Genomic DNA, 19,817 nt, shown 5'->3' with positions numbered 1-19,817 from the left:
AATCCTAGGAATCTGTAGCTGCTAGAATTTCGCGGGAAAAGCATAAGCATAAGCTGGGACAGGGCGCAACAATCTATAGCAGCGCCCGCCCAATTCGAGATAGGCAATGGATTACTAGCCACACAATAAACCTGCTTTGCGATAATAAGTAACCTGACAAAAAGGATGAACAAACATGAAACAAACAGAGCTTTATCAAATGCTAGCATTTTTATTACGCTATCCAAATGAAGAATTTAGGCAGATTCTACTTGGATTAACAGCAGAAATACAGGAAGTGGGCGACACGAGAATTCGTCAAAAACTACTTCAATTTATAGAGCTGGTAGAGCAAACACCATTGGATGATTGGATTAACCATTATGTAAGCCAATTTGACTTCGACCGGAAAACGAATCTTTACGTTACGTATTTCAAAAATGGTGAACAAAAAGAGCGAGGCCTAGAGCTTCTAAAACTAAAAAAATTTTATCAAGCAGCCGGCTTTGACATTGTTGAAACAGAACTGCCAGATTATATACCGTTAATGCTTGAATTTTCTGCACAGGTTTCAGCTGATATCAGACAAGAGCTTTGGAAAATGCATGAACAAGCAATTTGGGAAATTAGAGAATCTCTCTTATCAATTAAAAGCTTTTATAGCTTACTTTTTGATGTTTTGATTCAGCTGTTTGAACAAGATGGCCTCGAGCATCATCTGACAGCCGAAAAGCAAACTCCTATAACAAATTTAGAAGATCAAGCTATTCTTGCAAAGATGCGAGATCAATTAATTAAGAACCAGCTAGGATAAGAGATATTAGCTGGAAGAAAAGGAGTAACCAATATGAACTCACTCAATTTATTACTTTGGGGAGTTTTCCCTTATATTGTCCTGACCATTTTTATTGGCGGTTTAATTTATCGTTATCAAAAGGATCAATTTGGTTGGACAACAAAGTCTAGTGAAATTTTTGAAAAAAGGAGACTGCGAATTGGATCGCTCATGTTCCACTGGGGATTATTTTTTGTCTTGGGCGGCCACTTTGCAGGGCTGATTGTTCCAGTGTCTTTCTATAATGCATTTGGTATTTCCGAGCACTTTTACCATAGAATTGCCCTAATCTTTGGTTTACCTGCAGGAATTGTTGCTTTTATTGGGATTCTGTTGCTTGCCCACCGCAGGTTTAGTGTGAAACGTATTAAAGCGACCTCTTCGATTGGCGATTGGGTAGCATTAATCTTGGTCATCATCGTTATTTTTACAGGGTTATTAGCAACAAGCATGAACGTCGATTCACAAGGATTTGATTACCGGACAACGATTGCACCATGGCTAAGAGGTTTATTCGTTTTTCGTATGCAGCCTGAGCTAATGGCTGAAGTACCCATTTGGTTTAAAATCCATATTTACACAACATTTGCTTTATATGTTTCTTGGCCGTTTACTCGATTAGTTCATGCATTTAGTTTTCCGCTTCGTTATTTAAGTAGAAATTATGTGATTTATAAACGAAGAGTTCAACGTAAGGCTGGATGAGATGGGAAGCACCTATCATAGTGAAATAATTTTACAAATAAGGTTGGGATGAGGATGAACCATCAGGACATTCTTTTATTGGGGGCAGAGCTCGATAAAACACTCCAAGAGAATAACATGGCACAAGCAAAAGATATCGTGAGCCAATTGGAACCTCATTACGAGGCGAGATCACAGGAGTTTGCCGTATCGAATCAATTAACCATTGCGTTGTCACTTGCAAAGTATTTTCGAAAAAGGAACCAGTATGATAAATCGGCTCATTATAGCAGACAGGCAATTCAACAAGCAAAAATAGGAAAGCTCGGACTAACTAGACCGCTGGTTGACGCGTATTTAAACTATGCAAAACTAGAAAAAGATTATAACCAGATTGACAATGCTAGAAAACTATTAGCAACACTGTTGATGCAGCTAGAGAAAAATAAGGTAGAAGATAACTATATATTTGGTCTCGTCTATCATTTGTTAGCACAAATTGGCTTTCAAGATCTGGCTTTTGATACGGCTGTTGAACAATTTAAAGAAGCATTAACCTGCTTTCGGAAAGCAATTCCTGAAGAGCATCCTATTATCTATCAGACTATTAATGAATTAACAGAGACGTATATTCGCATGGAGCATTATCAGGACGCCTTGTATCTTCAAGAGAAGACCTTACAAGACTACCAAAAGACAGATGACAAGTTAACCCAAGCCTTGATCCTGCTACGGATGGGAGAAATCTACTTTTATCTTGATTTGAAAAAGGCAAGGAAAGCAATAACGCAATCGCTGGCATTATTGAAAGCCCTTGAACAGCCAGTGTTGCTTTACCAAGCAAAGGCGAATTTGCTATTAGCAGAGCTGGAGGAGAATCTAGCAAATGCTCCACGTTCTATCAATTATTATAAGAGAAGCCTTAAACAGCTGGAACAAGTTCATGAGCAAGAGCACTTCATGGTTGTCTATGCCTATTCAAAAATCGGAACGTTACTTATGAAGGTAAACCAATTAGAGGATGCCAAATACTACTTGGAGAAAGGGTTGCCGTTAACGAAAGGCCATTCCCGTATTCAAATGCAATTCCTTTATGCACTCGGGAAGATTTATTCGAAAGAACAGTCGTATGAACAAGCGAGAAATCTATATCAAGCTTTCCTAGATCAATTGGAAAAGGCAAATAAAAAACAATCGAAGGCATATGCAGATACATTACAAGCAATTGGATTTAATTTTATTCAACAAAACGATATGGAAAAAGCTTTTATCTGCTATCAAGAAGCCATTGATATTTATCAAGGCCTTAGACCGGTTAGTAAGGATTCCTTAGGCTTTGCAAGTATTCGTCTTGCTTATTGTTATGAACAAAAGGCTGAAAAGGACATTGCGAAAGCAAGTGAGTGGTACCAGTATGGCGTAGAACAGATAGAAAAGCTAAAAGATAAGGCGCTCTCTGAAGAGGCACTCGCAGCAGTAATTGATTTTTACCAGCGTCATGATTTTCCAAAGCAGCAGTCTTACTATGAAAACAAGCTAGTCAAATTGCAAGTAAACAGCAGAGAAGTATTATCGTAGAAAAGAGAAGAAAGCGATCAAATATGAGGTTACAACCAACAGAGGAGAATTTAGCATGTTACAGGATAGGCTCGGTCGTCCATTACAAGATTTACGTATATCAGTTATTGATCGATGTAACTTTCGTTGTACGTATTGTATGCCAAGGGAAATCTTCGGTAAAGACTTTTCTTTCTTACCCAAAGACCAGTTGCTAAGTTTTGAGGAGATTGAACGATTAGCTAAACTATTTGTTCAATTAGGCGTAAGAAAAATTCGTTTAACAGGCGGGGAACCTTTATTACGAAGAGACATTGCAACCCTAATTGAGAAATTAGCTGCTATTGATGGGTTAGAGGATATTGGCTTGACAACAAATGGAATACTGCTAGGGAAAATGGCAAAAAGTTTGAAGCAAGCAGGTTTAGAACGTGTGAATGTGAGCTTGGATGCATTAGATGATAAAGTTTTTCAATCAATTAACGATAGCGGTATACCTACTAAAAAAATATTAGACTCCATTGAACAGGCACGAAAGGCTGGACTCAGTGTAAAAGTGAATATGGTTGTCAAAAAAGGAATGAATGATCAACAAGTAATCCCAATGGCAAAATACTTTAAAGAACAGGAAATACCATTGCGATACATTGAGTTTATGGATGTTGGCCAAACAAATGGTTGGGATTTCAGCCAGGTGATAACGAAAAAACAGCTGTTTGAGCAATTAAGCCAACATTTTGAGCTGGAACCTGTGGATTCTGCCTACATAGGAGAAGTGGCAAAGCGTTATCGTTATGTTGGAACTAATGCAGAGGTTGGATTCATTACGTCAGTTTCTGAATCCTTTTGTTCTACGTGCACACGAGCCAGGCTAGCAGCAGATGGGAAGTTTTATACCTGTTTATTTGCAAGCGGCGGGCTCGATCTTCGAACATTATTACGATCTAATGCAGATGACCAGACAATTTTACAATCAATTGTGCCAACATGGAAAAACAGAAACGACCGCTATTCAGATGAACGGACGGAAGAGTCAGCGAAGCATAGAAAGAAAATGGAGATGTCCTATATTGGTGGATAGATAAATAAGGGAGAGCAAAGCGATGAATAATCGATATTCCAGACAAATACGTTTTCAGCCAATTGGCGAGCATGGACAAGAGCAAATTGCGAAAAAGCACGTATTAATAGTAGGGTGTGGAGCTTTAGGATCGGCTAATGCAGAAGCACTTGTCCGCGCGGGAGTTGGGGAAGTATCTATTGTGGATCGAGATTATGTAGAAGAGAGTAATTTACAACGCCAGCATCTGTTTACGGAAAAAGATGTAGAAAAGCAGCTCCCTAAGGCAATTGCAGCTCAAAAACACTTGCGGGAAATAAATCAGTGTATAAAGATCCATGCACATGTGATGGATGTAACAGGTGAAACGCTTGAGCCATTAATAAAAGATGTGGATCTCGTAATTGACGCAACTGACAATTTTGATACTCGATTTATCTTGAATGATGCGTTGCACCAGCATAGGATACCTTGGATTTTTGGTGCCTGTGTCGGTGCTACGGGAATGAGCTATACGGTTATTCCAAATGAAACGCCTTGCTTACGTTGTTTGCTTGACGCGATACCTTTAACAGGTGTGACATGTGATGCAGTTGGAATCATTGGTCCTGCCGTGCAAATGGTTGTAGCACATCAAACAGCTGAAGCATTGAAGCTCCTAACAGGTGCAGCAGATAAACGACGAGCCACCTATTTAACGTTTGATCTCTGGAATAACCTTTATCAAACGATTAGAGTGGAGGGAGTAAAGCGGGATGAGTGCCTTACTTGTGGGATGAACCCGACATATCCAGCATTAGCATACCAAAATCAGTTGAAGACGGAAGTCTTGTGTGGAAGAGATACGGTCCAGCTTAGGGCAAATACATCACACTCCTTAGCAGCATTAGCAGCCCGATTTCAAGTATTTACAAGTGTAAAACAGAATGAATATCTAGTATCGATTACGTACCAGTCCTATCGAATTGTCTTTTTCCTTGATGGGAGAACATTAATACATGGCACTAATTCCGTTACAGAAGCGAAAAAAATATACTATCAGCTAGTAGGTTAAGGGGGGATAATGATGGAACGGCGAGAACCAATAAAAGTTACAGAAGCAATTGAACGAGTCATGCAATATGGGGCAGCAGGCGGCATAGAACATATAGCATTGGAACAAAGTATGGATCGAGTTTTGGCAGAAGATGTTCTGGCCGATCATGATGTGCCCCCATTTGATCGTTCGCCATATGATGGATATGCTATTCGCTCCAGTGACACTTGCAGAGCATCAACAGAAAATCCTATCGCACTATCTGTTATCGGCCATATTGGCGCCGGGGAAGTTTTTGCAAGTACCGTTGGGGAAAATCAAGCGGTCCGGATTATGACAGGAGGTCCGATTCCTGTTGGATGTGATGCTATTATCATGCTAGAACTAGTAGAGGAAGTATCCGAGCACAAGATTTGCATAAAACGTAAAGTGAAGCCGAATGATAACATTTCCTTTCAAGGCGAAGATACAACAAAGAATGCTGTCATTGTTAGAAAAGGAACTCGAATTAACCCAGGAAATGTCGCATTACTTGCCACATTTGGCTATAAGCAAGTCCCTGTAGCGAAAAAGCCGACTGTAGGAGTGATTGCGACAGGCAGTGAATTACTAGAAGTAGATGAACCACTTGTACCAGGGAAAATTAGAAATAGTAACTCATATATGATTATGGCTCAATTAGAACGAGCTGGCGCAAAGGCAATCTATTTCGGTCAATTTATCGATGATTTAGAAGTATGTTATAACCAAGTAAATACAGCGATTGAACAGGTGGACTTTTTAATAACAACAGGTGGTGTGTCAGTAGGGGATTATGATTACTTGCCAGAGATTTATCGGAGAATGGGAGCAAATGTATTATTTAATAAGGTAGGGATGCGACCGGGCAGTGTAACAACTGTTGCCGAATTAGCTGGCAAACTGTTATTCGGGTTATCTGGTAATCCATCTGCGTGCTATGTCGGCTTTGAGCTTTTTGTAAGACCGGTGCTCCAGTTCTTTTTAGGAAATCCACTAGCCTATAATAAAGCAATCCAAGCTAGGCTTGGCTCGGATTTTGCAAAGCCAAATCCCTTTGATCGATTTGTGCGCGGCAAGCTTTATTTTACCGAAGCACAACCTGTTGTCACGCCGATCGGGCTAGATAAATCAAATGTCGTTTCCTCATTAGGAGAAGCAGATGTATTGATTGTATTACCAGGAGGCACAAGGGGATATGAACAAGGAAGCAGTGTGGTTGCCTTATTGCTCGAATATGCAGAAGGGGATGCCGTGTTCTTAAACAATTATCAATTAAAGGAGAGACAGCATGGACACTAAGCGTTACAAAATCGTGGATCAGCCTATTGCAATCGATGAACTTATTGACAAAGTAACGCGTCCTGAGGCAGGTGCCATTACAACATTTATTGGAACGGTAAGGGAATGGACGAAAGGAAAGCGTACCATCTATTTACAATACGAAGCATATATTCCAATGGCGATAAAAATGATGGAACAAATTGGACATGAGATAACGGAAAAATGGCCGAATACCGAAATTGCAATCACCCATCGAATTGGTAGATTGGAAATTACGGATATTGCCGTCGTAATAGCGGTTTCTTCCCCGCATCGTGAAGCTGCATACCATGCAAATCAGTATGCGATTGAACGAATTAAGCAAATAGTACCAATATGGAAAAAAGAGCATTGGGAAAACGGCGAAACATGGATTGGAGATCAGCTCGAGCAAATCCCCTATCATGATCCATGGCCAACAAACGAGGGAGGCATTTAAAATGAAAATATTGGTGTTTGCACATTTACAAGAGCAGATTGGCACATCAGAATTAGAGCTGGATTGGGAAGCACAGACCGTTCAGACATTCAAAGAAGCCTTTCAACAAAGCTACGGGATTGATTCTTTAGACCAGGTCATGATTGCCGTAAATGAAGAATTCGCAAGGAGCCAAGCTATGATCCAAAAAAATGATGTGGTGGCACTCATTCCGCCAGTCAGCGGCGGGTGAAGCAGTTAGTTCAATTGATATTAAAGGATGATAGCCCATGCAATGTGTACAAATTATCGGTTATAAAAATCGCGGGAAAACCACTTTAGTAGAGCATTTAGTAGCGTTTTTTTCAAAATATCATTACCAAGTGGCAGCAATCAAGCACCATGGCCATGGAGGCCCTCCTTTAGGGTGGGAGAAGACAGATAATGCGAAACATCTTCAAGCAGGAGCAGATTTTGCTGGTGTGCAAGGAGAAAACCTGTTGCAAATTGCGACAAATAAGGAATGGAATCTAGATGTAATTATACAATTATACACGCTATTAAACGTAGATATTCTATTTATAGAAGGATACAAGCATGAACCGAAGCCGAAAATTGTGCTAATTGGGGAGCAAGAGGATACCCATCTATTAAATAAAGTATCTAACCTGAAAGCGGTAGTTTCTAGTATCCCTTTAGAAGATATATCTGTTCCGATATTTAAGCCTGTTCAATTAGAAAAATTGGCCTATTGGCTTCTGGAACAATACAAGCAAAATCTGCTTCATTAATCAATATTACACATTTCCAGCGGGCAGTTTTCACAGCCAATCGCCTGACGTAAATACTCAATGTCGTGAAGGATTATTTTTCCTTGTGTATTCAAAGAAATAACACTGTTTTTCCGAAGGTCACCGAGCATGCGGTTCACACTTTCCCTTGTAGTTGCACAGAACCTTCCTAGCTCTTGATTTGTTAAGGTCATGTCGATAAGGATGCCATCATCCACAGGGACACCGTAACTATTGGATAAGCGAATTAAGGTAGAGTAGACAGCGCCTTTTTTTCCATTTAATAGTAAATCACGCAGCTTTGATTGGAATTTTCTCATGTGGTCACTTACCCAACGCATGAATTCAAAGGTGAGGGCGCTGTTCGCCATTAATTCTTTTTCTAATTTGCTTCTTTTTATCACATAGACCTCACCGGTTTGGAGCGTTTTACAGCTTAATAAAAACTTTGGATTATCAGCAAACAGCGTTAGCTCACCGACGATATCATCTTGTTTACAAAGCCGCAGCAATAGTTCGTTTCCTTCTGCAGTAAGCTTGCTAATTTGAACTAAACCGGATTCAAGTAAATAAATTTCTTTTGCTTCTTCTCCTTCGCGGAATAGATAATGGTCTTTATATATTTTTTTCTTTGTACCAATAGACACAAGCAAATGCCGCAGTTCTGGAGAAATCATTCTTTTCCTTGATGCTTGTATTGGAATTTTCACGTGGAGACCCCCTTATCATGGTTTCATTTCCATGATAGCATGAAAAAAATGCAAGTAGCTCGTTGAAAAACTAAAACTTAATGACAATTTTTAAACAATAAGCGTCTAAGTATGGAGTGATGACATGCAGCAACCTATCGTTGGTATTTTGTTGGCAGGAGGAAAATCAAGCCGCTTTGGTTCGCTGAAGATGTTTGCCGAGCATAATGGAAAAGCTTTTTATCATCATAGTCTGGATGCTATTACCCCTTTTGTTAAACATGTATACATGGTAACCCAGCCGCATTATGTAGATCAGATAAAAAGTGCAGAGGCAGATGTTTCTATCATGATAGATTTGCCTTCTGTAAAAGAAAAAGGCCCGCTTGCCGGGATGTATTCCGTTATGCAGGAAAATCGAAGTACATGGTATTTGGTCATCCCTACCGATGTCCCATTTATGACAGAAGCTACGATTCATTTGATCGTAAAGGAAATCCAGCCTGGATATCAGGCAATTATTCCATCTTGTAAAGGAAGGTTGCAACCCTTAATCGGTGTATATCATGCGACCGTTGCTCCTCTCATTGAGGAAATGCTGCAAGCTGGGGACTATGCTGTTTATCAGCTCCTTCAAAAGCTAAAGGTAAAAACAGTTGAGGTGGAAGATGAAGAGCCCTTTTATAATTTGAATTATCAAGGGGATTATGATTATCTAATAAAGAAGTAGCCATGAGTATAAATGCATGGATTGGTGCTATAAATTAGAGACAAGGAATATAAGGAAATGAACATAAATAAGGATACGAAGCAGCAATTACAGAAGCCTCTTTATAAATGGACAGTTCACGATTTATTATTGTTAATTAAATGTAAGGTATTATTAGCTAATGTTTTGCCAGTACTGACTTCCTTTTTATTAGCACTGAGTATTCTTAGAGAAGGATTTTTAGATTACTGGATGGAATTTATTTTTGTTTTACTTGGTTCGACTTTAGTAATGGGCGGGGCATTGGTATTGAATAATTGGTATGATGTGGATATTGATTCCATCATGGAGCGTACGCAAAAGCGCCCAACCGTAACAGGTAATGTGCCACTGCAGACGGTGCTTATTTTAGGAATAGGCTTCACGATAGCTGGCTTTATTTTTTTACTGATGGTGAATATGAAAACTATGTTATTTGCGTTCATCGGTTGGTTTACGTATGTCTTTTTATATACGATGTGGTCTAAACGCCGCTATGCTTTTAATACATTGATAGGCAGTTTATCAGGGGCTGTGACCCCATTGATGGGATGGGTGGCAGTTGGGTCTATTCTTCATAAAATCCCACTTGCCTTATTTTTGCTTTTATTTATCTGGCAAATGCCTCACACCTATGCCATCGCTATTAAAAAGTTTCAAGAGTATGCGGACGCGAAGGTAGCAATGCTGCCAGTTGTATCGGGAATAACTAAAACAAAATATCACATGTTATTTTATATTGCATGTCTGTTACCAATTCCCTTTCTCCTTGCTTCATTTGGAAAAGTGTTTGTGATCGTGACATTTGTTTTCACAATGGGCTGGCTTATTTTAGCTTTATCGGGATTCTTGGTAAAAGATCAATGGAAATGGGCGCATTGGAATTTTTTATACTCTGTGAATTACTTAATGATCATATTTATTTACATGACTATCCTCAATCTTTGATTCAAAGTTAGTAGAGAAAAAAATAAGAAGGCGAAGGATGATAGTAAATCATGGTCCTTCGCCTTTACACTTATATGAACTTAAGGGTTTCTTTTCCTTTTTGCTGTGCTTAAATCGTTAAATATCCCGACATAATACCGGACTTCCCCGACATTATTTTTGATGGCACTAATGGTCAACCATTGTAAATAAAAGGAGCCATCTTTTCTTTTATTCCATATTTCACCCTCCCAGAAGTCATGCTGATCAATCGATTTCCACATTTCTTGGTAAAAGGACTTGTCGTGTTTGCCCGACTGGAGGAGCACAGGAGTATTTCCTAAGGCTTCCTCTGTTGTATACCCAGTAATCCGTGAAAATGCAGAATTTACCCGTTGAATGACACGTTTTTTATCCGTTAACATAATCGCTTCAGCTGTGTTTTCTATAATCTGCTTCTCGATGTTTTTCTCATCTTGGTAATACATCCAAACTACAATAACGAAGCTGACCAATGCAAATTGGGACAATGCCATAAATCCGATCGAATATTGCCCTGTTATTTGTTCAACCGCAGTTAAAATAAGAGGTGGGAAGAACCCGCCTAAACCACCAATGGCAGAAACTATTCCATTCACAATCCCAGCTTGCTTCGGAAAGTGCAATGGAACTAATTTAAAGATCGTTCCATTTCCGATACCTGCTGTTACAGCGACAGATAATGTTCCAATCGTGTATAAAGCCAAGGTTGGGGAAAAAGATAAAATGATACCTGAAGCAGTGATGCCGATAAATGTTATCATTAAAATAATATACGGGTTAAATTTATCAGCAAGCCAGCCACCAACTGGTCTTAGGAAAGTCGCAAGCGCTATAAAACCTGCCGTTCTCATTCCTGCATCAACCGTACTTAGTTCAAAATGAGTGGATAAGAAATTAGGTAAATAAACGGTAAATGCCACGAAAGCTCCAAAGGTAATAAAATAGAAGAGACTTAAAGCCCATAATGTCGCATTTTTGTATACAGCTCTAAATTGCTTAGATAAAGCGACATGCTCTTTACTTTCCTGCTTATCTCCTAAAAAAACAGTTAATGCTATAAACAATAGTAATAAGATAAGATACATCTGAACTGCTTTGTTCCAACCGAGCATTGCTGCCATAACAGGTGCTCCGAAGGAAGTAACAGCTGTTCCAATGTTACCTACCCCATAAATTCCGTTAATAAAACCATGTTTTTCTTTTGGATAATATTTTGGTAAAGAGGTAACACCAATGGAAAAGACAGCTCCGCCAACTCCAAGAAATAATCCACCAATTACTAAATCTGAGAATGAATTAGCTATACTAATAAAGTAGACGGGAAATAGCAGAATAAAAAAACTAATACTAAATAATAGTCTTGCTCCATAGCGGTTTGTATAAAAGCCTATGGGAATCCTCAGTAAAGAACCTAAAATAACAGGCAGCGCTGTCACTAATGATACTTGTGATGCAGTTAATGAAATATCTTCTCGAATACTAGGCATTAGGGAGGATAAAATCACCCACACCATGAATCCAATGACAAGATTAAACGTTTGCAGGTTTAGTTGAATCGTTTGTTTTTTCATATGCCGATATCCTTTCTTATGATTTCATATTTGTCCTCTATACAACAATAAAAAAAATTTTGCTGTCTACGTGTGATTTACTTCACATATAGCCAGCAAAATTTTGTTTTTTTTATTATATTTACTGTTAATGGGACCATTTCAATCTCTGGCTGTAATGAAGGCGGCATCAGATAAACTTTGTCCAAATATTTTTAAATGGGGATAATAACGACTTGAACATATCCTGCTGTAAAAGAAAAAAGAATTACCATTGAAGTAGAATGGATAATTCTTTTTTTATACATAGTTATTTATTTGTTTTATCTCTTTCTTGCATTTTCCTTACATTATCTGAGTGGAAGGGAGAATTACTCACTTCATTAACGACACTAAATGGGTTACCATCCAAGTCAAAGAAATCAAAGAATTTCATTCCGCCAAAATCATCGATTTCTGTAGTAACGATGCCATTGTTTCTAAATTGTTGATGAGCAGCTTCAAGATCATCAACGACAAAATTAAAATAGGAGTTCTTCTGCTCCCCTTTAATAATAAATTCAGTAGGCTGGGGGGATTCTACTTTTACTAAGGCTAATTGTGTTGTCCCAGCTGGTAAATAAAAGCCGGCACCATCCTCCCAACTATCGATTATCTTCACACCAAGAAACTTTACATACCAATCGGTAGATTTCTTCATATCTGTAACGGGAATAAATATACTACCTACTTTAAACATAATCTTCCTCCTTGAAATGAAATTCTTCCTTATAACGAATATAATAGTGGAAAAGTTACACTTATATATAAATTTATATAAAGAGGGGGAAACATGGTTTTTGAAGATATAGAGGTTGTGATTAAAAAACTTTATAAATATTGCTTAAGGTTGTCAGGGTCACCTTGGACAGCCGAGGATCTAGTACAAGAAACAATCCTAAAGGTTTACAAAATAAAAAAAACAGAGCCGAAAAGGGAGTTTACATTTTCTTATTTATGTACGGTGGCAAAAAATCAGTTTATCGATGAGACAAGGAAATATAAAGAGAGTATTTTATTTAATGAGGATCTTTTCGGAGAGGCTTGCGATTTTATAGATTACGATAGTTTAATAGAAATTTTACTTACTACCTTACCTTTAAAACAGGCTATGCTGGTTACCTTGAAGGATGTATTTGGCTACACTTCAAAAGAAATGGCATCCATGTTAAGAATAAGTAATGAGGCGATTAAAACAGCACTTCATCGGTCTAGAAAGAAACTAAAATTGCAAAATAATAATAAAGATATGGAAATCCCTTTTTCTAATCAAGAAATGATTATCGCACTTACTAAAGCTATACGGGAAGTAAAACCGATGCAAATATTTTATCTTTATCGACTATTAGAATCACAAAATTTTAAGGTCAGAAGAAGTTCTATCCATTCTCTATTCTATGTTATAGACCCAGATGGAAATATTTTAGAAATTACATCCTAGTAAGTTGAACTATATTCATATTAACAAAACGTGGTATATTAGTTTTACCCACAATTAGAACGGAGACTAATTATAATAATATTAATAAAAATCCTGGAGGCAAATATGCTATCATTTGAAGAAAAACTAAATATTATCGAGTTGTTCCCTCAATTAGAACGAAAGAATGTTTCTTTAAAACGCGTCAATTTTCATTATGCAGAAAGTGGAAGTGATAAAAAGAACGTAGTATATCACTTACATCCCAATGGAAACGGATTTGTTTATGCAGACAAGCTGAATGAGTATGAGACAGACGAAAAAGGGATGGTCAATATTAGAGATTTTTCAAAAGAAGAATTAATAGAAGTTATTGAAAAATCCATTCAATCATTAGGACCAAATATACAAGAAGAAGAGACGGTGGAGGAAGAAATCGTGGAAGAAGAAACATGGATTGATACGGAAAATAATACGCTCCTCCTTTTTCAAGAAGAAGGGTTTTGGAATATATATGCCGGAGTCAATCTAGAAAATAGTTTTTTCAGTTACGAGGAAGCTTGTGAATACTTAAGGGAAGAAGGCTTTAATAAATCTTCCATTTAAATATGTAGGAAAACAATGCAGCCATACTCCATATGTAAGAGTATGGCGTTTTACTATTTTCATGAAAAATGGAACAGCTCAAGGGCTTATCCAAAAAGGAGGAGAAAGGACTTGAGTCAAAATAGGTTGATCCCCAATACCTTCTTATATACCTTTAATTATGCGGAGGAAGAAGAACATTTATGTAAATTAGAAGTTCGTTCTCTATTTCATGCTGACTTACATGCCTTTGTTTTAGAGAGCAGAATAGATAGAGACCCAAGCAGGAGTCCTTTTATAAAAGAGAAAATAGCGGTTCTATTTACAGGTGATACGTTAGAAGAGCTAAAACAAAGGGTAGAGGCAATGCCTTCTTTGCCTAGTACTTATAAGGTAATCGGCATCAATTATCGGGACATCGATCCCCTTGATAAAATGGATTTTGATGAAAGGAAAGGGATTGCTAGACAAATTGGATGCTTGATTCCAGGTGCAGCGAGTCTTCATGATCCAGAGATAGTATTCGCCATTACCAAGTTAAAAGGAAAATGGTATTTTGGGTACTATTCGGAAAATCAGGGTATTTGGCTTATTCACCAACAGAAACCTCATAACTACTCAACTGCGCTAACTACCAGAGTGGCTAGAGCGCTAGTGAATATTGCAGTTCCAGAATTAACAGGAGTGAAGGTGATTGATCCATGCTGTGGCATCGGGACAGTATTGGTAGAGGCTTTATCGATGGGAGTTAATATAACAGGCAGTGATTATAATCCCTTAGTCATGAAGGGCATTCGGAACAATCTCGCCCATTTTGGACTTTCTGGTCCTGTATTTTTAAGGGATATCAGAGACATAACAGAAATGTATGATGTGGCAATTATCGACATGCCATATAATCTTTGCTCCGTTGTTTCCGATGAGGAAAAATTTGCAATGATGCAAAGCGCCCGTCGCTTTGCTAAAAAAATGGTTATCGTAACGACTGAAGATATAGATGGAATACTGGGTGAAGCAGGTTTTGAAATAGTAGATCGGTGTGAAGTCCCAAAGGGAAAGTTTATACGGCAAATAATCGTTTGCCGTTAAGGCATAGGGATGGAATAGATGAGGTTAACTTGAATATTTCTATCTGCGATTTTATGATAGCCTTATGATTAAGCGGAATTATTATACAGATGTTGCCTTTTTCGTAGAGGTAAGTCAAAAAGAGGAAATCTATTCTAATAATGTTCCCTGTAGATAGTACTCTTTTAAAAGAGTATTTCACCTACAGGGATTTTATCTGTATTCATCTTTTTCAATAATGATAAGTCCTTATAGTGACATAAAAAAGTAAAGCGAATATTTTAAGTATTCATTTTAGAATGAGTAATAGATTACAGAACTCTAAAGAATAGATTTTAAGAACTTTCTATGTTTAAAATAATCAATTGTATACTTATAACTGACGTATAATAGGGAAAGCCCAAATGCACCAAAATAAGCATAATCAAAGATTATCCATAAAACAATAAAAATTATAAAACCAATAGAAGCCAAACCGGTATACATTAGGAGAGAAGTCCTTTTTCTTTTCTCCCTTTCTATATATGATTCCTGGTCAGAAAAAATATCGCTTTGTTCATTTGTGGAGGAAGCTCTATAAAAAATATGCTTGGAATACCACTTGCTTTTTGAAAGCAAGGTCCAACCAGAATCTTGAAAAATCTCTTTATATTCTTCAAATTCTCTCTTTTTATCAAAGTTTCGGAAATCTATTTTATAAATTATATTATGAGATTTTTCACTTTGAGTACGTTCGAAGATATAGTGACAGTCACCAATATCCTCAGAATCATAACCTTTAAGTATCCAACCTTCGTTTAACATACTTTGTAACCATTCTTCCTCCTTGGAAAAATCTGAAAAACGTTTTGTGACCTTTTTAATAGCATTATTTTTCACCTTTATCCATCTCCCCTTGAATGATTGTCTTTGAATAATTAATCATTCGAATATATCTCTCATACTCCGAATGAAGTACTTTTTTTCCTTGATCCGTAATACAATATGTTTTTTTCTTACGTTTTTCCCTTTCGACAGCTATAGTTTCTATCAAATTTTGTTTTTCTAAATTTTTTAATACTCCGTAAAGGGTACCAGGTGCGATGATATACTTTCCTTCACTGGTATTTTCAATTTCTTTTATAATGCCATAACCGTGAAGTGGTCCTTGATAAAGAGCTAATAAGATTAAATATGTAGATTCTGATAATGGATTTATAGGAATCACCTTTTCCTTCATATATTGACCAGCGATATATCGATACTCATAATATATATTATAATATATCGACAGTCAAGCTATAAACCAAATTAAAACTTTACCTCATATCAGCATTTTCTTAAAATTAACCATAACTTTAAAAAATGTAATTAGATTCTAAAGGCAGATACCTCAAACATTAAGAAATTGTTAATATTTTTCCTCAATTAGCCCTGTTAGTTGAAGAATTGAATTACCTAAATTTGACCACACATTTTCTATACAATCCTACAAAAATTTCCTGAATGAAATAAAAATGACATACCAAATAACAAGCAAAATAACACCCCGATTGCACCATGACAATATCTATTGTTAAGAAGCGATTAGGGGTGTTATTTGCTATATTGCAAGCTGGCAAATTTACATGTATTTATAGTGTTTTTTTCACAAAACGGAATTACCTACTATTAATCTACCTGACTTTTTTGTTTTATCAGATGGATAAGGGGTATATATTTCCATAAGCAATATATCAAGTTAGAGGTAATGGTAAAAAGTAAATGAAAGAAAAAGGATGGATAGCCAACATGTTGTTGAATAAAAAGATACTACTGTTCTTCAGTTTAATCGGGCTCTGCCTTTTATCTGCTTGTGCCGAAAAGGAGAAGCTTGCAGATGGATCTGAACTGATTAATAAAAATCAATTTGTTTTTGCTGCTTCTGGTGAGTTTAAGCCATTTAGTTATATAAATAACGATCTCACCATGTCAGGGTTCGATATTGAAGTTGGCGAAGCACTTGCAAAAGAAATGGGGCTTAAACCAGTTCAGAAGCGAATTAAATTCAAAGGGATTGTAGAAGGGGTGAAAACAGGACGTGCAGATGCAGCCGTTGCCAGTCACACCATAAATCCGCAGCGGAGCAAACATGTTGCCTTCAGTACCCCTTACTACTACTCGGGCCCGCAAATTTTCACCAGACCAGATAGTTCAATTAAGACGGTCAAAGATTTAAAAGGAAAGGAAGTAGCCGTTGCAAAAGGTTCTACATATGCCGATACTGCCTCCAAGTATACAGACAAAATAAAAACATATGACAGTGATATTACGGCTTTACAAGCGTTAAGCAGCGGTCGCCATGATGCAGTAATCACAGATTTTGTAACAGGGAAAAGTGCTGCACAGGAAGGGTTTGAGATTAAAGCACAGCAGTTAATTGATCGCAGTGAACAAGCGATAGTTCTTCCCCAAGATAATCCAAAACTATTGAAGCGAGTAAACCAAGCCTTGGAAAAACTCCGAGAGGACGGGACACTTACTCGAATTAGTATGAAATATTTTGGAGAGGACATTACCACTAAACCAGAATAAATTTATACCAGAATAGAAAGGAAGTAATACTTTGCCAAGTTTTTCACATTTTTTTAACATACTAGCGGAAACAAAAGGTGTATTCCTAAAAGCTATGCTTTTGACATTAGAGCTGACAGCTGTTTCGATCGTACTCGGAATCGTCATTGGGCTGATCTTTGCCTTATTAAAAATTTCTAAAATCAAAGTGCTGGAGCTTATTTCCGATGCATATGTCTATTTGGTTCGCGGGACACCGCTGATTGTTCAAATATTTATTCTCTATTTCGGAATAAGTGGAATTTTCCTTCTTCCTGATTTTTGGGCTGCTTCCCTTGCGTTAGCATTCCATAATGGAGCTTATATTTCTGAGATTCTTCGTGGAGCAATTCAGGCAGTTGACAAAGGTCAGTTAGAAGCAGGACGTTCTTTGGGAATGACAAAGGCACTGACATTAAGGAGAATTATTCTTCCACAGGCATTTAGACGCGCGCTGCCACCTTTAGGTAATCAATTTATCATTAGTTTAAAAGATTCTTCGCTAGCTGCATTCATCTCCATGAATGAGCTGTTCAATGTAGCAACAACACTAGGATCCAATAATTTTGACGAAATGACCTATTTACTCATTGTAGCTGTCTACTATTTAGTACTAGTAGCACTGTTGACATTTGTAGTAAACCGAATTGAATTAAAATTAGCAGTAAGCGACAGATAGGGGCGAAGAAATTGGACAAGAAAGAAATGATCAGAATAAACCAATTGAATAAATCATTTGGAGACTTACATGTATTGAAAAATATTGATTTGACTGTTTATGAAAGTGATGTCGTTTGTTTAATAGGATCAAGTGGTTCAGGGAAAAGTACCCTCCTTCGCTGTTTGAATTTTTTAGAAAAAAAGGATAACGGCAGCATTATCATTGAGGGGAATGAGGTTAACCCAAGCACGGACAACTTGAACAAAATTAGGGAAAAGGTAGGAATGGTATTTCAAAATTTCAACTTATTTCCACATAAAACCGTACTGGAAAATATTATTGAAGCACCTATCATGGTAAAGGGTGTAGACAAAGATAAAGCTATCTCCAAAGCAAAACAGTTACTGCAAAAAGTAGATTTAGAGGATAAGGCAGATGTTTATCCTAGTAAACTATCAGGTGGGCAAAAGCAGCGGGTAGCCATTGCCAGAGCACTTGCAATGGAACCAGATATTATGCTCTTTGATGAGCCGACATCAGCACTGGATCCCGAGCTAGTGGGAGAGGTATTAACAACGATGAAAGACTTAGCAGAAGAAGGAATGACCATGGTGGTTGTAACCCACGAAATGGGATTTGCTAAAGAAGTAGCAGATAGTATTGTGTATATGCATGATGGAAAAATTATTGAACACGGTACAGCTGAGCAATTTTTTAACAATCCAAAAGAAGAAAGAACACAAGAATTTTTAAAAGCTACGATGCTTAAATAACAAAGAAGTCCTGTCTATACTTTAGGCAGGACTTCTTTGTTATTGTATTTGTAAATTGGATAAATTTCGTAGTATACGCTTGTAAATCTAAAGAAGACAGCCACTCATGATTCATTTTAATAGAGCTAAGAAGAGCATAATATTCCTTCACTTTTCTTTTCCAAAGACAGACCATAAAAGCAAGAATGAGGACGAAATGGTGGTAGATTACTTGTTAAAATAGGTCCAATAAAAGATTTGGAGGACAATAAAAATGAATAAGATGAAGGAATTCAAGGAACTACACTTTTCAGATGATTTATTATTTCTTGGAAACGCCTGGGATCTTCTTTCAGCTTTAACACTAGAAAAGGCTGGATTTAAAGCAATTGGTACAACTAGTTGGGGAATTGCTAACTCATTAGGATATTCAGATGGAGAATTAATTGATTTTGATCGACACTTAGCTATAATCCAAACGATTACAGAGAATGTAAAAATCCCTGTTTCCGCTGATATTGAAGCTGGATACAGTGAGGATCCTGATCAGATTATTAATAATGTATTAAGGACAGCTGAGATTGGAGTCGCTGGTATCAATATAGAGGATTCATTGAAAAAATCAAATGAATTGAGAGAAATAACGCAGCATTGTAAACTAATGGAAAAAATGAGGGCAGCCTTAGATAGAAGTGGTTATAAAGACTTTTATATCAATGCCAGAACGGATACTTACTTAAAGGGGAAAAATCCCTTGCTGGAAACAATGGAACGAGCTCATGCATATGTGGAGAGTGGTGCCAGCGGGATTTTTGTTCCTGGGTTAAGAGAGGAAAAGGAAATTAAAGAAATTACAAAGAATGTTAGCGCTCCACTAAATCTATTATCTTTACCTGGGCTGACGAATTGTAATATGCTTAAAGAATTAGGAGTAAGACGATTTAGTTTTGGAAATGCCCTATCTGATAGTGTAATTGCTTATTTAGAAAAAAAGGCAGGCAAATTATTAGAGCTTAAGGATACGTCCTCTTTGTATGAAAAAGAAGCACTAGGATGAAAGGATA

At 37.3% G+C, this 19,817-nt stretch carries 23 protein-coding genes; 18 read left to right on the top strand and 5 right to left on the bottom strand.

Going from position 1 to position 19,817, the window contains the following annotated elements; all coding sequences use genetic code 11:
* Positions 1-175: 175 nt before the first annotated feature.
* From narJ to mobB, 9 genes are read left to right on the top strand one after another with little or no spacing between them, the layout of a single operon-like run.
* Complete coding sequence (gene narJ, locus MHH96_RS05430; RefSeq protein WP_053215595.1) at positions 176-793, top strand: nitrate reductase molybdenum cofactor assembly chaperone; 618 nt, start codon at positions 176-178, stop codon at positions 791-793.
* Positions 794-826: 33 nt separating this feature from the next.
* Positions 827-1,519, top strand: coding sequence for a respiratory nitrate reductase subunit gamma (gene narI, locus MHH96_RS05425; protein ID WP_303985686.1), 693 nt, complete (start codon positions 827-829; stop codon positions 1,517-1,519).
* A gap of 54 nt (positions 1,520-1,573) precedes the next feature.
* A complete protein-coding gene (locus MHH96_RS05420; protein ID WP_047941008.1) occupies positions 1,574-3,076 on the top strand; it encodes a tetratricopeptide repeat protein in 1,503 nt (500 codons plus the stop codon).
* Between the two features lie 55 nt (positions 3,077-3,131).
* Positions 3,132-4,136, top strand: coding sequence for a GTP 3',8-cyclase MoaA (gene moaA, locus MHH96_RS05415; RefSeq protein ID WP_047941007.1), 1,005 nt, complete (start codon positions 3,132-3,134; stop codon positions 4,134-4,136).
* Positions 4,137-4,158: 22 nt separating this feature from the next.
* A complete protein-coding gene (locus MHH96_RS05410) occupies positions 4,159-5,169 on the top strand; it encodes a ThiF family adenylyltransferase (protein WP_047941006.1) in 1,011 nt (336 codons plus the stop codon).
* A gap of 9 nt (positions 5,170-5,178) precedes the next feature.
* On the top strand, positions 5,179-6,471 hold the full coding sequence (locus tag MHH96_RS05405; protein WP_047941005.1) for a molybdopterin molybdotransferase MoeA: 1,293 nt from the start codon (positions 5,179-5,181) through the stop codon (positions 6,469-6,471).
* Positions 6,461-6,931: a molybdenum cofactor biosynthesis protein MoaE gene (locus tag MHH96_RS05400; RefSeq protein ID WP_047941004.1), complete on the top strand. Its 471-nt coding sequence runs from the start codon at positions 6,461-6,463 to the stop codon at positions 6,929-6,931. Before MHH96_RS05405 ends, MHH96_RS05400 begins: the two co-directional genes overlap by 11 nt.
* Position 6,932: 1 nt before the next feature.
* Positions 6,933-7,163 (top strand): molybdopterin converting factor subunit 1, encoded by a 231-nt coding sequence (moaD, locus tag MHH96_RS05395; protein WP_047941003.1) that lies wholly within the window; start codon positions 6,933-6,935, stop codon positions 7,161-7,163.
* A 37-nt stretch (positions 7,164-7,200) separates the two neighbouring features.
* Positions 7,201-7,701: a molybdopterin-guanine dinucleotide biosynthesis protein B gene (gene mobB, locus MHH96_RS05390; RefSeq protein ID WP_047941002.1), complete on the top strand. Its 501-nt coding sequence runs from the start codon at positions 7,201-7,203 to the stop codon at positions 7,699-7,701.
* Here mobB and MHH96_RS05385 read toward each other — a convergent pair.
* Positions 7,698-8,378 (bottom strand): Crp/Fnr family transcriptional regulator, encoded by a 681-nt coding sequence (locus tag MHH96_RS05385; protein ID WP_047941055.1) that lies wholly within the window; start codon positions 8,376-8,378, stop codon positions 7,698-7,700. The two genes, mobB and MHH96_RS05385, sit on opposite strands and share 4 nt — an antisense overlap.
* 157 nt (positions 8,379-8,535) lie before the next feature.
* Here MHH96_RS05385 and MHH96_RS05380 point away from each other — a divergent pair, with 157 nt between their 5' ends.
* Positions 8,536-9,120 (top strand): molybdenum cofactor guanylyltransferase, encoded by a 585-nt coding sequence (locus tag MHH96_RS05380; RefSeq protein WP_047941001.1) that lies wholly within the window; start codon positions 8,536-8,538, stop codon positions 9,118-9,120.
* Positions 9,121-9,177: 57 nt separating this feature from the next.
* Positions 9,178-10,086 (top strand): heme o synthase, encoded by a 909-nt coding sequence (gene cyoE, locus MHH96_RS05375; RefSeq protein ID WP_047941000.1) that lies wholly within the window; start codon positions 9,178-9,180, stop codon positions 10,084-10,086.
* Positions 10,087-10,166: 80 nt separating this feature from the next.
* On the opposite strand, the gene MHH96_RS05370 is transcribed toward cyoE, so the two are convergent.
* Together MHH96_RS05370 and MHH96_RS05365 are read right to left on the bottom strand one after the other, a co-directional pair.
* Positions 10,167-11,678, bottom strand: a complete 1,512-nt coding sequence (locus MHH96_RS05370) for a nitrate/nitrite transporter (RefSeq protein WP_047940999.1) — start codon at positions 11,676-11,678, stop codon at positions 10,167-10,169.
* A 289-nt stretch (positions 11,679-11,967) separates the two neighbouring features.
* Complete coding sequence (locus MHH96_RS05365) at positions 11,968-12,396, bottom strand: VOC family protein (protein WP_047940998.1); 429 nt, start codon at positions 12,394-12,396, stop codon at positions 11,968-11,970.
* A gap of 93 nt (positions 12,397-12,489) precedes the next feature.
* Between MHH96_RS05365 and MHH96_RS05360 the strand changes: the two genes are divergently transcribed.
* From MHH96_RS05360 to MHH96_RS05350, 3 genes are all read left to right on the top strand, one after another.
* A complete protein-coding gene (locus tag MHH96_RS05360; RefSeq protein ID WP_047940997.1) occupies positions 12,490-13,137 on the top strand; it encodes an RNA polymerase sigma factor in 648 nt (215 codons plus the stop codon).
* A 105-nt stretch (positions 13,138-13,242) separates the two neighbouring features.
* A complete protein-coding gene (locus tag MHH96_RS05355; RefSeq protein ID WP_144544992.1) occupies positions 13,243-13,722 on the top strand; it encodes a hypothetical protein in 480 nt (159 codons plus the stop codon).
* A gap of 111 nt (positions 13,723-13,833) precedes the next feature.
* A complete protein-coding gene (locus tag MHH96_RS05350) occupies positions 13,834-14,790 on the top strand; it encodes an RsmD family RNA methyltransferase (RefSeq protein WP_144544990.1) in 957 nt (318 codons plus the stop codon).
* A 300-nt stretch (positions 14,791-15,090) separates the two neighbouring features.
* Here the strand turns inward: MHH96_RS05350 and MHH96_RS05345 are convergent, their stop codons facing one another.
* Complete coding sequence (locus tag MHH96_RS05345; protein ID WP_053215594.1) at positions 15,091-15,648, bottom strand: DUF2812 domain-containing protein; 558 nt, start codon at positions 15,646-15,648, stop codon at positions 15,091-15,093.
* Positions 15,638-15,976, bottom strand: a complete 339-nt coding sequence (locus MHH96_RS05340) for a PadR family transcriptional regulator (RefSeq protein WP_053215593.1) — start codon at positions 15,974-15,976, stop codon at positions 15,638-15,640. The genes MHH96_RS05345 and MHH96_RS05340 overlap by 11 nt, the downstream gene beginning before the upstream one ends.
* Before the next feature lie 563 nt (positions 15,977-16,539).
* Between MHH96_RS05340 and MHH96_RS05335 the strand changes: the two genes are divergently transcribed.
* From MHH96_RS05335 to MHH96_RS05320, 4 genes are all read left to right on the top strand, one after another.
* Positions 16,540-17,322, top strand: a complete 783-nt coding sequence (locus MHH96_RS05335; RefSeq protein WP_047940993.1) for a transporter substrate-binding domain-containing protein — start codon at positions 16,540-16,542, stop codon at positions 17,320-17,322.
* Positions 17,323-17,353: 31 nt separating this feature from the next.
* Positions 17,354-18,019 (top strand): amino acid ABC transporter permease, encoded by a 666-nt coding sequence (locus MHH96_RS05330; protein ID WP_047940992.1) that lies wholly within the window; start codon positions 17,354-17,356, stop codon positions 18,017-18,019.
* A gap of 26 nt (positions 18,020-18,045) precedes the next feature.
* Complete coding sequence (locus MHH96_RS05325) at positions 18,046-18,774, top strand: amino acid ABC transporter ATP-binding protein (RefSeq protein ID WP_061797312.1); 729 nt, start codon at positions 18,046-18,048, stop codon at positions 18,772-18,774.
* A 253-nt stretch (positions 18,775-19,027) separates the two neighbouring features.
* Complete coding sequence (locus MHH96_RS05320) at positions 19,028-19,810, top strand: isocitrate lyase/PEP mutase family protein (protein WP_047940990.1); 783 nt, start codon at positions 19,028-19,030, stop codon at positions 19,808-19,810.
* Positions 19,811-19,817 lie beyond the last annotated feature (7 nt).

Source organism: Niallia sp. FSL K6-0212 (genome assembly GCF_038007605.1).
Lineage (GTDB): Bacteria > Bacillota > Bacilli > Bacillales > Cytobacillaceae > Niallia > Niallia circulans.
This window is presented reverse-complemented; position numbering and strand designations above follow the sequence as displayed.

Excerpts from the sequence above, each read along its gene's own strand:
- MHH96_RS05385 (WP_047941055.1), bottom strand. The coding sequence starts at position 8,378 with ATGATTTCTCCAGAACTGCGGCATTTGCTTGTGTCTATTGGTACAAAG.
- moaA (WP_047941007.1), top strand. The coding sequence starts at position 3,132 with ATGTTACAGGATAGGCTCGGTCGTCCATTACAAGATTTACGTATATCA.
- narI (WP_303985686.1), top strand. The coding sequence starts at position 827 with ATGAACTCACTCAATTTATTACTTTGGGGAGTTTTCCCTTATATTGTC.
- MHH96_RS05365 (WP_047940998.1), bottom strand. The coding sequence starts at position 12,396 with ATGTTTAAAGTAGGTAGTATATTTATTCCCGTTACAGATATGAAGAAA.
- MHH96_RS05360 (WP_047940997.1), top strand. The coding sequence starts at position 12,490 with ATGGTTTTTGAAGATATAGAGGTTGTGATTAAAAAACTTTATAAATAT.
- moaD (WP_047941003.1), top strand. The coding sequence starts at position 6,933 with ATGAAAATATTGGTGTTTGCACATTTACAAGAGCAGATTGGCACATCA.
- MHH96_RS05405 (WP_047941005.1), top strand. The coding sequence starts at position 5,179 with ATGATGGAACGGCGAGAACCAATAAAAGTTACAGAAGCAATTGAACGA.
- mobB (WP_047941002.1), top strand. The coding sequence starts at position 7,201 with ATGCAATGTGTACAAATTATCGGTTATAAAAATCGCGGGAAAACCACT.
- MHH96_RS05420 (WP_047941008.1), top strand. The coding sequence starts at position 1,574 with ATGAACCATCAGGACATTCTTTTATTGGGGGCAGAGCTCGATAAAACA.
- MHH96_RS05400 (WP_047941004.1), top strand. The coding sequence starts at position 6,461 with ATGGACACTAAGCGTTACAAAATCGTGGATCAGCCTATTGCAATCGAT.
- MHH96_RS05410 (WP_047941006.1), top strand. The coding sequence starts at position 4,159 with ATGAATAATCGATATTCCAGACAAATACGTTTTCAGCCAATTGGCGAG.
- MHH96_RS05325 (WP_061797312.1), top strand. The coding sequence starts at position 18,046 with ATGATCAGAATAAACCAATTGAATAAATCATTTGGAGACTTACATGTA.
- MHH96_RS05335 (WP_047940993.1), top strand. The coding sequence starts at position 16,540 with ATGTTGTTGAATAAAAAGATACTACTGTTCTTCAGTTTAATCGGGCTC.
- MHH96_RS05355 (WP_144544992.1), top strand. The coding sequence starts at position 13,243 with ATGCTATCATTTGAAGAAAAACTAAATATTATCGAGTTGTTCCCTCAA.
- MHH96_RS05380 (WP_047941001.1), top strand. The coding sequence starts at position 8,536 with ATGCAGCAACCTATCGTTGGTATTTTGTTGGCAGGAGGAAAATCAAGC.
- MHH96_RS05370 (WP_047940999.1), bottom strand. The coding sequence starts at position 11,678 with ATGAAAAAACAAACGATTCAACTAAACCTGCAAACGTTTAATCTTGTC.
- MHH96_RS05320 (WP_047940990.1), top strand. The coding sequence starts at position 19,028 with ATGAATAAGATGAAGGAATTCAAGGAACTACACTTTTCAGATGATTTA.
- cyoE (WP_047941000.1), top strand. The coding sequence starts at position 9,178 with ATGAACATAAATAAGGATACGAAGCAGCAATTACAGAAGCCTCTTTAT.
- narJ (WP_053215595.1), top strand. The coding sequence starts at position 176 with ATGAAACAAACAGAGCTTTATCAAATGCTAGCATTTTTATTACGCTAT.